The 12,881-nt window shown below is 41.1% G+C and carries 7 protein-coding genes, 4 tRNA genes and 3 rRNA genes; 5 read left to right on the forward strand and 9 right to left on the reverse strand.

The window, feature by feature from the left end:
- The first annotated feature begins 49 nt into the window (after positions 1-49).
- Complete coding sequence (locus tag OLM54_RS08570) at positions 50-988, forward strand: ring-cleaving dioxygenase (RefSeq protein WP_264538176.1); 939 nt, start codon at positions 50-52, stop codon at positions 986-988.
- An 82-nt stretch (positions 989-1,070) separates the two neighbouring features.
- Here the strand turns inward: OLM54_RS08570 and OLM54_RS08575 are convergent, their stop codons facing one another.
- The gene (locus OLM54_RS08575) at positions 1,071-1,685 is read right to left on the reverse strand and encodes a pyridoxamine 5'-phosphate oxidase family protein (protein WP_264538177.1); all 615 of its coding nucleotides are present in this window, start codon (positions 1,683-1,685) and stop codon (positions 1,071-1,073) included.
- 27 nt (positions 1,686-1,712) lie between these two features.
- Complete coding sequence (locus OLM54_RS08580) at positions 1,713-2,801, reverse strand: NADH:flavin oxidoreductase (RefSeq protein WP_264538178.1); 1,089 nt, start codon at positions 2,799-2,801, stop codon at positions 1,713-1,715.
- A gap of 281 nt (positions 2,802-3,082) precedes the next feature.
- On the opposite strand from OLM54_RS08580, the gene OLM54_RS08585 reads away from it, so the two are divergent.
- The 4 genes from OLM54_RS08585 (at position 3,083) to OLM54_RS08600 (ending at position 6,616) form a co-directional block, all read left to right on the forward strand.
- On the forward strand, positions 3,083-3,448 hold the full coding sequence (locus OLM54_RS08585; protein ID WP_264538179.1) for a DsrE family protein: 366 nt from the start codon (positions 3,083-3,085) through the stop codon (positions 3,446-3,448).
- 244 nt (positions 3,449-3,692) lie between these two features.
- A complete protein-coding gene (locus tag OLM54_RS08590; protein WP_264538180.1) occupies positions 3,693-4,136 on the forward strand; it encodes a nucleoside deaminase in 444 nt (147 codons plus the stop codon).
- A gap of 5 nt (positions 4,137-4,141) precedes the next feature.
- The gene (locus tag OLM54_RS08595) at positions 4,142-5,023 is read left to right on the forward strand and encodes a helix-turn-helix domain-containing protein (protein ID WP_264538181.1); all 882 of its coding nucleotides are present in this window, start codon (positions 4,142-4,144) and stop codon (positions 5,021-5,023) included.
- 234 nt (positions 5,024-5,257) lie between these two features.
- Positions 5,258-6,616 (forward strand): sialate O-acetylesterase, encoded by a 1,359-nt coding sequence (locus OLM54_RS08600; protein WP_264538182.1) that lies wholly within the window; start codon positions 5,258-5,260, stop codon positions 6,614-6,616.
- Positions 6,617-6,787: 171 nt separating this feature from the next.
- Here the strand turns inward: OLM54_RS08600 and OLM54_RS08605 are convergent.
- The 7 genes from OLM54_RS08605 to OLM54_RS08635 form a co-directional block, all read right to left on the reverse strand.
- Positions 6,788-6,873 (reverse strand) — tRNA-Leu (locus OLM54_RS08605).
- Between the two features lie 6 nt (positions 6,874-6,879).
- Positions 6,880-6,952: transfer RNA gene (locus tag OLM54_RS08610), tRNA-Phe, on the reverse strand.
- A gap of 74 nt (positions 6,953-7,026) precedes the next feature.
- Positions 7,027-7,136, reverse strand: a 5S ribosomal RNA gene (rrf, locus tag OLM54_RS08615).
- 173 nt (positions 7,137-7,309) lie between these two features.
- A 23S ribosomal RNA gene (locus OLM54_RS08620) occupies positions 7,310-10,193 on the reverse strand.
- A gap of 190 nt (positions 10,194-10,383) precedes the next feature.
- Positions 10,384-10,457: transfer RNA gene (locus OLM54_RS08625), tRNA-Ala, on the reverse strand.
- 145 nt (positions 10,458-10,602) lie between these two features.
- Positions 10,603-10,676: transfer RNA gene (locus OLM54_RS08630), tRNA-Ile, on the reverse strand.
- Between the two features lie 121 nt (positions 10,677-10,797).
- Positions 10,798-12,311: ribosomal RNA gene (locus OLM54_RS08635) — 16S ribosomal RNA — on the reverse strand.
- Together the 16S, 23S and 5S rRNA genes with 4 tRNA genes alongside form the textbook arrangement of a ribosomal RNA operon.
- Between the last annotated feature and the right edge of the window lie 570 nt (positions 12,312-12,881).

Raw genomic sequence — 12,881 nt, forward strand, 5'->3', positions numbered from 1 at the left:
GACGTAAATTTGTATAAGAAAATCAATAACAATTTAATGTATAAAAACCATGGAAAATAAAATTTTAGGCTTACACCATATTACTGCCATTGCAGGTGACGCAAAACGCAATTTCAATTTTTACGCTAACATATTAGGATTACGTTTCATCAAAAAAACAGTAAATTTTGATGATCCGGGAACGTATCATTTTTACTTTGGTGATGAAGTTGGAAGTGCCGGAACAATCTTAACATTTTTCCCTTGGGGAGAAGGAATTCAGCAAGGAAGAAAAGGTTCAGGAATGGCAACCGAAATTGGATATTCTGTTCCAAAAGGAAGTCTTGATTTCTGGCAGAAACGTTTTGAAAAATACAATGTAATTTATAATAAACCAGCTGAGAAATTCGGTGAAAAGTATCTTACTTTCTTAGATCCTGACGGATTAAAATTAGAATTAATCGAATCTAAAACAGACGATAACAGAAAACCCTGGGAAACAGACGAAGTAAAAGCCGATGTGGCAACAAGAGGTTTTCATAATATTACTTTAACTTTAAACAGTATAAAAGCAACTGCCGCAATCTTAACCGAAATATTTGGTTACAAGTTGATTGAACAAGATGTAAATCGTTACCGTTATGCAACAGATACTGTAGAAAATGCAGCTATTGTTGACTTGGTAGAATTGGCTGATGAAAAACGCGGTCATGTAGCAAACGGATCTGTTCATCACGTTGCTTTTCGTGTAGAAAACGATGAAATTTTAATGCACTTCCGTGAAAAAATCGAAGCTTACGGATTGTCTATTACACCACAAATTGACAGAAATTATTTCCACTCTCTTTATTTTAGAGAACCGGGAGGAGTTTTGTTTGAAATCGCAACCGAAAACCCTGGCTTTATGGTTGACGAAAGTCTAGAAGAATTAGGAAAAAACCTAAAACTTCCTGAACAATACGAGTCAGACAGAGCTGCTATTGAAGCGCATTTGGTAAAAATTAATTAATCTTTTTTTTGAATATTTTAAAAACCTGCAGATCGAAAGATTTGCAGGTTTTTTTATTTAAAGCACTTTTTAAGTTAAGATTTTATTTTTTGGATAATTCCAATTCAAGCTCTTTTACCCTATTTTCCAAATCAGAAATATACTTTTTCTGCGGCAATAGTGCCTGCTCAATTTCGGTGGCTGTATAACGAGGAGTAATATGCTGTGGGCAGTTCCAGTCATAAGCCTGAATTTCAAAAATCATCATTCGTTCCGGTCGAAACTTATAATCTGTCGGTTTTAACAGATCATATAATGCATTGTTTTCTTCTAAGTCGACAATTTTCGCATTTGCATAAATTTTCAATCTGGCTCTTTGCGGATACGAAATCATAATTAGAGCCACTTTTTCATTCTTAGAAATATTACCCGTAGAAATGTATTGCCGATTGCCTGAAAAGTCAACAATTCCAATTGTTTTATTATCGATCACTTTAATAAATCCTGCGGGTCCGCCACGATGCTGAATGTATGGATATTCATTTTCTCCAAAACTAGCCATATAAAAACTATCTCTTTCCTCTATAAAGTTAATTTCGTTTTCCGTTAATCCGTCTACAACCGACATTTTCTCCATACGATCATAAGCACTTCTGCTTCCCGCTTCTTCCTGCATTTTTTTTATTGCATCTGTAAAAGCTAATTGTCCGTAATTCATAATTCAAAATTTAAATTGTTCATAATTTTACAATGATCCCGGTTTTACAAAAGTCTGCCATCCTCGCATGGTTTCAATAAAACGTTCACTTAGCCCGCCCTCCCGCAGATAATCTGCTATAACAGGAAGTTTTGGACTGTCGTAATCAGGATTTAATTTAACCTGCACAGGAAAATCGCGCTGAAGAATTGCTGCTCGTGCAATAAGCACAAAATCACAGCCTTCATCCAAAAGCTCTCCTGCACGCTGCGCGCTCATAATTTTTCCGGCTGCACCTAAACGTACTCCCTTTCTGGGAAGTTCTGCAAAGATACTAAGCATAGTCTTTCCCTGAAAAGTTCCTTCACGAACAATTTGAGCCGAATCCCACAAAGCCAGATCCAAATAATCAATTAGTTCGCGATCAAAAATATCAGCCGTAACTTCGCGCAGCTCTTCTAAACGCAGTCCATAACGTTCTATTGATAACCTCCAGCCAATCTGAAAATCAGGACCACATGCAAGACGAATTCCTTCAATGACTTCAATCGTAAATCGTGCACGGTTCTCCAGACTGCCTCCATATTTATCCTTACGATCGTTTAAATTTGGAGACATAAATTCTGAAAGAATCCATCCAAAAGCACCATGCACCGAAATGCCGTCAAATCCCGCAAGCTGAGCTCTTTTAGCTGCCGTAATAAAGCTGTCGCGGATTCGCTCTACTTCTTCGGTTGTAATCGCCTTTATATCTTTTAATGTATTGCCAGATGCAGGCGATGGTATTCCTCCTATTAACGGCGAGGCACGATGTCCGGCATGGTGTAACTGCACCGCAGACAATCCCCCGCCTTCACGGATAACTTTTGCCATTTTGGTTAGACCCGGCAAATGATCATCGCTGTGAATACCCAGCTGACGCTCAAACGCAATTCCTCCGGCTTCAACAGTCGACGCACTTGTTTGTATTAATCCGTAATTACTATGCGCAAGCTGCTCCATCCAAAATTGATCATATTCCGATGCTCTTCCGTCGTGATGACTTTGCTGCGTAGTGAGCGGCGCGAGCATGAAACGATTTCTCATTACCGGACCATGCAGTAAACTGAGCGGTTTAAATAAATCAGAAACAGACATATTTCATTCTTTTTTAGGGTTTTACTTGTATTAATTATATCAATACAAAGATCTCCCGATAATCGCTCATTAAGAATGGATGATTTTTACATTATGATGGACGTTTTCAATCAAATTCTCCGGTTTCGATTTTAAAAGGTTTCAGTAACAATAATAGTGAGATGAATTCACTGCCTGATAAAAATTGACTAATGCAAAAATCCTCCATCACAAAGTAAAAATCATCCATTAATAGCAAAACATTTGCATCTGATCTTTGCAGTATTAATAAAATTATTAAAATGAAAAAAACAGCTATTATTATTCTTTCTGATCCCAAAGCTGGTTCAGAAGAAGCTCTTGGACGTGTATTTAATGCCTTAGCATCGGCATACGAGTTTAAACATGCAGGTGAAGATGTAAAGATTATTTTTCAGGGTACCGGTATAAGATGGCCTGAACAGCTTGAAAAAGCGGAGCATCCGGTTAACGGACTTTACAAGGAAGTAAAAGATCATGTTCATGGTCTTTCTAAAGGTTGTGTTGCAGTATTTGGTACCGAAGTGTCTGGCTATGATCTTTTAAACGACAATGAAGTACCTGGCACTCCCGGATTACCAAGTTTTCTTAATCTAAGAGACGAAGGTTACAGTATTTTAATTTTCTAATCTGGTTTTAACTGCCCTTTATTTTATAAAAAGGGCAGTTCTTTTTTTTGGAGGTCATAAAAAATATTCTTAAACAAGTAATAAATAATTATACAGTAATCATTTAAATCAAATTCAACTTTTTTATTTATATTCTGCTGTTAAAACGCTTGTACATTTTTAAAGTATTTTAGCATAGTTTTTAAAGAAGACTATTTGTAAAAGTAAATGGGATTAAATTATGAAAGACGATTTTCAATATTACATGAAACAATGTCTTGCTCTTGCCGAAACGGCCTTAGAAACTGGTAATCCACCCGTAGGGGCTCTAATTGTTTTAGATGGAAAAATAATAGGGGAAGGTATAGAATCTGGGAAATCAACCGGAGATATTACAAATCATGCTGAGATAATGGCAGTTCGGGATGCCCTAAAAAACGGACATTCAGATAATTTGCATCTTGCAAGAATGTATACCACACATGAACCTTGTATAATGTGTTCTTATCTGATACGACATCACAGGATATCCGAAATCGTGTATGGCTCTGCTGTACCATTGGTTGGCGGATTGACATCAAAGTTTAAGGTGCTTGAAACCGAAGATGTACCAAAATGGGGAAATAAACCAAAAATTGTCAGCGGTATATGTCTTGACGAATGTAATGCGCTTACTGCTCGATTTTTAGAATCATTAAGTAAATCATAAATACTATGTTTTCACAGTCCGTTTACACACTTATTAATCAACAGAACGGGAACTTGTCATTCAAAGTTTTCGAGTTCGATAACAGCAGTTATTTTGATCATATTCAACGCAACAATTATTTCACTGTAATTATCATTACTTCTGGTCAGGGATTAGCTAAAGTTGATCTTTCTGAATATGTTTTTGAAGAAAATACGATGTTTGCATTTTATCCTTACCAACCCTTTATGCTTGCTTCTGAAGGATCAATCGCTGGTGTCTGCATTCAGTTTCATCACGATTTCTTTTGCATTTACAGACATCACAAAGAAATAGCTGCAAACGGCATTTTGTTCAATAATATCTATGAGCAGCCTTTTATATACCTTGACCAGAATAATAAAAATACGTTGATGAACATTGTCAAAGAGATAGTCAATGAGCTAAAAATGGAAGCGTTGAGAAAAGATGAAGTTCTAATTTCTTATCTGAAAATATTTTTAGTTTTTGCCACCAGAATAAAACTTGAACAGCAGTCTGTTCATGAGACTAAGTTAGTTGGTGCAAAACAACTAACGATTGTACAAAATCTAAGAAATGCAATTGAGGAAAATTTCAGAATGAAGCATTCTGCAAGTGATTACGCTGAAATGCTTCATGTAACTCCCATTGCATTATCTCGAGTTACAAAAAATCATTTCAACATGACGCTTTCAGATCTTATTACTGAGCGAATTATTGTTGAGGCAAAAAGAGAATTATATCTTACCGATAAAACAGTTAAAGAGATTGCCTATGAGCTTGGTTATGAGGACGAATATTATTTTAGCAGGGTATTTAAGGGCAAAACAGATATATCGCCACAGTTCTACAGAGAAAATATAGGATTTAACAGAGGAGTTTCCTGATTTTCCGCAAAAAAACGCTCAGGACACAACAGGATAGATCCGCAACTGTATTTCTTTATTTTTGAAATTCTCCATTATAAACTATTAGTTAAATAATAGGATACTTTTCGACACAATACTAAAACAGAAAATATGTCTTCCAATAAATTGACTTTCCTATTCATAAGCATTTTGCTTCTATCTAATTTTAATCTTTTTAGTCAAGTTACACTCCCTAAAATACTGGGACACAACATGGTTTTACAGCAACAAAAAGAGGTGCCTATTTGGGGAACCGCGAGTCCGGGTGAGAAAGTATCAGTAGATTTCGCAGGACAAAACAAGACAACGTATGCTGACAATTCTGGCAAATGGTCGGTTAAACTCAATCCCATGAAAGCATCATTTACGCCACGCGAAATGACTGTTAAAGGAACTAATACAATAGTTTTAAAAAATATACTTATTGGTGAAGTTTGGCTTTGTTCAGGTCAATCAAACATGGAATATGCTATGCGCAAATACAGTAAATTTGCAACGGCTGTGAAGGGAAACAAACCTCCGGAAGATGATTTGAATACCGCAAATAATCCTAATATTCGCATTTTTCTGGACCGCCGAAAATATATGGATCCAAGCCCTGAACATCTGGGCTGGGATTCGGCAATGGGAAAACCGCTAGTTGATTTTTCTGCTGTGGGTTATTATTTTGCAAAAGATCTGTATTCCAAATTACACGTGCCAATCGGAATGATTTCTGCCGCTGTTCCCGGCAGTAGAATTGAACCCTGGATTGAGGCTTCGAAAATGGAATTATTTCCTAAAATGAAAAATGGCAAAACACTGGATAAACTCAGCACTGATGGTGGAGATCCCGGTAAATTCTACAACACGATGATACAGCCACTAATTCCTTTTTCATTGAAGGGATTTCTATGGTATCAAGGAGAATCTAATTGTTTTTTGAATGAAAATATTCGTTATGCCTACAAGTTTAAAACACTTATTGAGAGTTGGCGAAACGACTGGAACGACAAAAAACTCCCTTTTTATTTTGTTCAAATTGCTCCCTACGCTTATTCCACTGCCAAAGATAATAGTGGTCACAATGTTGAAAATCTTCCCGAATTTTGGGAGGCACAGCAGCTGGCTCTTCATTTGAAAAACACCAGCACAATCGCCATTACCAATTTAGTTGATAGTATTGCTGATCTCCACCCGGGATATAAATGGGAAGTGGGTCGACGATTGAGTCTTGTTGCCGCAAATAAAGCATATGGACAAAAAGACGTCGTTTGTTCCGGACCTGTCTATAAAAAAATGAAGACAGTGAACCACACCATTTCTATCACTTTCACTAACACGGGAACCGGTTTGACAAGCCGTGACGGAAAACCCCTTGACTGGTTTAGCATAGCCGGAAAGGATGGGAAATTTACTCTGGCAAAAGCAGAAATAAAAGATAACAAAATAATTCTTTCATCGCCTCAAGTTCCGTATCCCGTTTCGGCTCGTTTTGGCTGGAATGAAGGTGCTCAATCCAATTTCATTAATAAGGAAGGATTTCCTGCTGTTCCTTTTAGAACTGATAATCCGTGGGATAAACTTTTTTGATTAAAGGATTTCACACACAAAACAGGACAAAGCAGATACATTTGCAATAGTTAGTTCTAATGCAAACTCTCGCTAAAAGCCTGATGAAAATGGCTTTTTCTAAATTGAATAAAAAACTTTCGTTTTACTGCAAAAAAAAACTTCAATTAGCAAAGCCAATTGAAGTTTTAGTACTCAGAGCGGGACTTGAACCCGCACGAACATTGCTGTTCACTGGATTTTAAGTCCAGCGTGTCTACCAATTTCACCATCCGAGCATTATGTGGTACCTCCAGGGATCGAACCAGGGACACATGGATTTTCAGTCCATTGCTCTACCATCTGAGCTAAGGTACCTTATTTACTTATAGTTAAATAAGCAAAAAAAAGAATAAAAAACCCCATTTCGTTAGAAACAGGGTTTTTCAAAAGAAAGGCGACGACATACTCTCCCACAAAACTGCAGTACCATCTGCGCAGGCGGGCTTAACTACTCTGTTCGGGATGGGAAGAGGTGAGCCCCGCCGCAATAACCACCTTAAGGTTGTTCGTCCAAAGTCCAAGGTCATAAAGTGGCAGGTCTTTCGACTTTCGACTTTAATCTTTCGACTTAAAGACTGCCCGCGACGGGCAAATATCTTAACATACTGAGATAAAGAAAGTATTTTAGTTTTAGAAAGTTTCTCCCTCCCGATTGCTCGGGAGGAAAAGGGTGTACATAAGCTTACGGATTATTAGTACTACTCGACTATGACATTACTGCCTTTACATCTATAGCCTATCAACGTGGTCATCTTCCACGATCCTTAAAAGAAATCTCATCTTGTGGTGGGTTTCGCGCTTATATGCTTTCAGCGCTTATCCCTTCCAAACGTAGCTACTCTGCGGTGCCCCTGGCGGGACAACAGATACACTAGAGGTTTGTCCAATTCGGTCCTCTCGTACTAGAATCAGATCCACTCAAATTTCTAACGCCCACAGTAGATAGAGACCGAACTGTCTCACGACGTTCTGAACCCAGCTCGCGTGCCACTTTAATGGGCGAACAGCCCAACCCTTGGGACCTTCTCCAGCCCCAGGATGTGACGAGCCGACATCGAGGTGCCAAACCCCCCCGTCGATATGAGCTCTTGGGGGAGATCAGCCTGTTATCCCCGGCGTACCTTTTATCCTTTGAGCGATGGCCCTTCCATGCGGAACCACCGGATCACTATGCTCTACTTTCGTACCTGATCGACCTGTATGTCTCTCAGTCAAGCTCCCTTATGCCATTGCACTCTACGCACGGTTACCAAGCGTACTGAGGGAACCTTTAGAAGCCTCCGTTACTCTTTTGGAGGCGACCACCCCAGTCAAACTACCCACCAAGCAATGTCCCCCACAATATGGGGTTAGGCCTCAGATAAACAAAGGGTTGTATTTCAACAATGACTCCACAACGCCTGGCGACGCCACTTCACAGTCTCCAACCTATCCTACACATCATTTATCCAAGGTCAATACTAAGCTATAGTAAAGGTGCACAGGGTCTTTTCGTCCCACTGCGGGTAAACGGCATCTTCACCGTTACTACAATTTCACCGAGCTCATGGCTGAGACAGTGTCCAGATCGTTACACCATTCGTGCAGGTCGGAACTTACCCGACAAGGAATTTCGCTACCTTAGGACCGTTATAGTTACGGCCGCCGTTTACTGGGGCTTCAATTCAATGCTTCTCCGAAGATAACATCTCCTCTTAACCTTCCAGCACCGGGCAGGTGTCAGGCCCTATACTTCATCTTACGATTTTGCAGAGCCCTGTGTTTTTGATAAACAGTCGCCTGGACCTCTTCACTGCGGCCCCCATTGCTGGGGGCGACCTTTCTCCCGAAGTTACAGGTCTATTTTGCCTAATTCCTTAGCCATGAATCTCTCGAGCACCTTAGGATTCTCTCCTCAACTACCTGTGTCGGTTTACGGTACTGGTACTAATTACCTGAAGTTTAGAGGTTTTTCTTGGAAGCCCTTAGGCGCACTATCTCTTTGTCCGAAGACTCCGAGTACTATCGTATTTCCCCAAGACGCGTGGATTTGCCTGCGCATCTTATAGGTAGGTACTTCAACGAACTATTCCGTCAGTTCGCGGCGCTTTCATCACTCCGTCACCCCATCACAGTAATTAGTAGTACGGGAATATTAACCCGTTAGCCATCGACTGTCCCTTTCGGGTTCGCCTTAGGACCAGACTAACCCACAGCTGATTAGCATAGCTGTGGAAACCTTAGTTTTTCGGTGTGCGGGTTTCTCGCCCGCATTATCGTTACTTATGCCTACATTTTCTTTTCTAACCAGTCCAGCATACCTGACGATACACCTTCAACCCTGTTAGAATGCTCCCCTACCACTTACAGTAAACTGTAAATCCATAGCTTCGGTAATACGCTTATGCCCGATTATTATCCATGCTCGTCCGCTCGACTAGTGAGCTGTTACGCACTCTTTAAATGAATGGCTGCTTCCAAGCCAACATCCTAGCTGTCTGGGCAGACAAACCTCGTTCTTTCAACTTAGCGTATATTTGGGGACCTTAGCTGATGGTCTGGGTTCTTTCCCTCTCGGACTTGGACCTTAGCACCCAAGCCCTCACTGCTGTGAAACATTATATAGCATTCGGAGTTTGTCAGGAATTGGTAGGCGGTGAAGCCCCCGCATCCAATCAGTAGCTCTACCTCTATATAACTTTATGCACAGCGCTGCACCTAAATGCATTTCGGGGAGTACGAGCTATTTCCGAGTTTGATTGGCCTTTCACCCCTACCCACAGGTCATCCGAAGACTTTTCAACGTCAACCGGTTCGGTCCTCCACTGTGTGTTACCACAGCTTCAACCTGCCCATGGGTAGATCACACGGTTTCGCGTCTAACACTACTGACTAAAGCGCCCTATTCAGACTCGCTTTCGCTACGGATCCGTGGCTTAACCACTTAACCTTGCCAGCAACGTTAACTCGTAGGCTCATTATGCAAAAGGCACGCCGTCACCCCACGAAAGGGCTCCGACCGCTTGTAAGCGTATGGTTTCAGGATCTATTTCACTCCGTTATTCACGGTTCTTTTCACCTTTCCCTCACGGTACTGGTTCACTATCGGTCTCTCAGGAGTATTTAGCCTTAGCGGATGGTCCCGCCAAATTCAGACAGGGTTTCACGTGCCCCGCCCTACTCAGGATACCACTATCTATTACACTTGTTACCCATACGGGACTATCACCCTCTATGGTGCCGCTTTCCAGCAACTTCCGGTTCCTTGTGCATAAAATGTCGTGGTCCTACAACCCCAGCATTGCCGTAACAACACTGGTTTGGGCTAATCCGCGTTCGCTCGCCACTACTTACGGAATCACTTTTGTTTTCTTCTCCTCCGCCTACTTAGATGTTTCAGTTCAGCGGGTTTGCCCACCTATCGGTGTACTATGTCTTCAACATAGTGGGTTGCCCCATTCAGGTATCTGCGGATCAATCGGTGTGTGCCCGTCCCCGCAGCTTTTCGCAGCTTATCACGCCTTTCATCGCCTCTGAGAGCCAAGGCATCCCCCATACGCCCTTATTTTGCTTATTGTACCAATCATAAAATCAATTATGACCGTTTTTTTTGTCTTTTACAATAAATTGTAAAAAACGCTTTCTACTTTTTATTATTTTCTTATCTCAATATGTCAATGAACTTTATTTAGTCGAAGCTCAAAAGTCAAAAGTCGTCAAGTGAATCACTTTGGACTTTATAACTTTAGACTTTATGACTAAAATCGTGGAGAATAACGGAGTCGAACCGTTGACCTCCTGCGTGCAAGGCAGGCGCTCTAGCCAGCTGAGCTAATCCCCCATTTTTCAATCTTAGATTGTAGAATTCAGATTTTAGATTTCTTGAGTTCTTCTCTAATTTCCTGTGGTGAATCCCAACTTCCAGAATTTCCTTTTTTAAGCTTAACTTTAAATCTAAAATCTATAATCTTAAATCTAAATTTTAGTAGTCCCGGGCAGACTCGAACTGCCGACCCCTACATTATCAGTGTAGTACTCTAACCAGCTGAGCTACGAGACTCTGTTTTACTTAAAATTTATTATTTGAACTAACAGCAAGAGTAAAATAGCCTTGAAATCAAAACCCATAAAGCTTCTTCTTTTTTCCCCAGCGTGTGTTTCCACTAACACTAAGGCTCTAGAAAGGAGGTGTTCCAGCCGCACCTTCCGGTACGGCTACCTTGTTACGACTTAGCCCTAGTTACCAGTTTTACCCTAGGCAGCTCCTTGCGGTCACCGACTTCAGGCACCCCCAGCTTCCATGGCTTGACGGGCGGTGTGTACAAGGCCCGGGAACGTATTCACCGGATCATGGCTGATATCCGATTACTAGCGATTCCAGCTTCACGGAGTCGAGTTGCAGACTCCGATCCGAACTGTGACCGGTTTTATAGATTCGCTCCTGGTCGCCCAGTGGCTGCTCTCTGTACCGGCCATTGTAGCACGTGTGTAGCCCAAGGCGTAAGGGCCGTGATGATTTGACGTCATCCCCACCTTCCTCACAGTTTGCACTGGCAGTCTTGTTAGAGTTCCCGACTTGACTCGCTGGCAACTAACAACAGGGGTTGCGCTCGTTATAGGACTTAACCTGACACCTCACGGCACGAGCTGACGACAACCATGCAGCACCTTGTAAATTGTCTTGCGAAAGTTCTGTTTCCAAAACGGTCAATCTACATTTAAGCCTTGGTAAGGTTCCTCGCGTATCATCGAATTAAACCACATGCTCCACCGCTTGTGCGGGCCCCCGTCAATTCCTTTGAGTTTCATTCTTGCGAACGTACTCCCCAGGTGGGATACTTATCACTTTCGCTTAGCCACTGAAATTGCTTCCAACAGCTAGTATCCATCGTTTACGGCGTGGACTACCAGGGTATCTAATCCTGTTCGCTACCCACGCTTTCGTCCATCAGCGTCAATCAATTAGTAGTAACCTGCCTTCGCAATTGGTATTCCATGTAATCTCTAAGCATTTCACCGCTACACTACATATTCTAGTTACTTCCTAATAATTCAAGTCTAACAGTATCAATGGCCGTTCCACCGTTGAGCGATGGGCTTTCACCACTGACTTATTAAACCGCCTACGGACCCTTTAAACCCAATGATTCCGGATAACGCTTGGATCCTCCGTATTACCGCGGCTGCTGGCACGGAGTTAGCCGATCCTTATTCTTACGATACCGTCAAGCTGCTTCACGAAGCAGTGTTTCTTCTCGTACAAAAGCAGTTTACAATCCATAGGACCGTCATCCTGCACGCGGCATGGCTGGATCAGGCTTGCGCCCATTGTCCAATATTCCTCACTGCTGCCTCCCGTAGGAGTCTGGTCCGTGTCTCAGTACCAGTGTGGGGGATCTCCCTCTCAGGACCCCTACCCATCGTTGCCTTGGTAAGCCGTTACCTTACCAACTAGCTAATGGGACGCATGCTCATCTTTTACCGTTGTGACTTTAATAGTTCAGCCATGCGGCCGTACTATACTATGAGGTATTAATCCAAATTTCTCTGGGCTATCCCTCTGTAAAAGGTAGATTGCATACGCGTTACGCACCCGTGCGCCGGTCTCTAGCTCCGAAGAACTATACCCCTCGACTTGCATGTGTTAAGCCTGCCGCTAGCGTTCATCCTGAGCCAGGATCAAACTCTTCATCGTATATTGTTGATCTTGATAATTCAAGATCGTATTGTTATTCGAATCAGTCTCTATCGGTTCTTTTCAATCTCTCGATTATCTTACTCTTTATTCTTTTGCCCTAACATCTCTGTTAAAGCGGCTGTCAATTCAATATGTCTACGAACGTGTATTTCTTTTTAGTCTCGCTTGTGTTTCAAAGCGGGTGCAAAAGTACACACTTAATTGACATTCGCAACTATTTTTATTGAGTTTTTTGAATCTTTTTCAAAACTTTTTCTTAACAATCTGATAATGCTGAATTTAGATTTTGAACTATTTATTGTTTTTAAAGGAATTTTCCTATAAGCGCTATCTTTTTCTCAATTTACTATATTTGAAAGATTGCCTTTTTACGAATTTCACAGCTTTCTTTGTTGTTTTAACCAACTTCATATATAACGCTATAAACTCATATTCGGATAAAGGTGTTTCATCAGTACCATGACAGGGAGATTTACTGTAATTAGATTATTTTTAGGGACAGGCAATAAATCCTGTAGAACTTGTCTTGTGGCAAGTAATGAAATTTCATGTATTTATTTTTAAAAT

The sequence above is a fragment of the Flavobacterium sp. N1736 genome (assembly GCF_025947065.1).
Classification (GTDB): domain Bacteria; phylum Bacteroidota; class Bacteroidia; order Flavobacteriales; family Flavobacteriaceae; genus Flavobacterium.

Excerpts from the sequence above, each read along its gene's own strand:
- OLM54_RS08570 (WP_264538176.1), top strand. The coding sequence starts at position 50 with ATGGAAAATAAAATTTTAGGCTTACACCATATTACTGCCATTGCAGGT.
- OLM54_RS08575 (WP_264538177.1), bottom strand. The coding sequence starts at position 1,685 with ATGAATTACGGACAATTAGCTTTTACAGATGCAATAAAAAAAATGCAG.
- OLM54_RS08580 (WP_264538178.1), bottom strand. The coding sequence starts at position 2,801 with ATGTCTGTTTCTGATTTATTTAAACCGCTCAGTTTACTGCATGGTCCG.
- OLM54_RS08585 (WP_264538179.1), top strand. The coding sequence starts at position 3,083 with ATGAAAAAAACAGCTATTATTATTCTTTCTGATCCCAAAGCTGGTTCA.
- OLM54_RS08590 (WP_264538180.1), top strand. The coding sequence starts at position 3,693 with ATGAAACAATGTCTTGCTCTTGCCGAAACGGCCTTAGAAACTGGTAAT.
- OLM54_RS08595 (WP_264538181.1), top strand. The coding sequence starts at position 4,142 with ATGTTTTCACAGTCCGTTTACACACTTATTAATCAACAGAACGGGAAC.
- OLM54_RS08600 (WP_264538182.1), top strand. The coding sequence starts at position 5,258 with ATGGTTTTACAGCAACAAAAAGAGGTGCCTATTTGGGGAACCGCGAGT.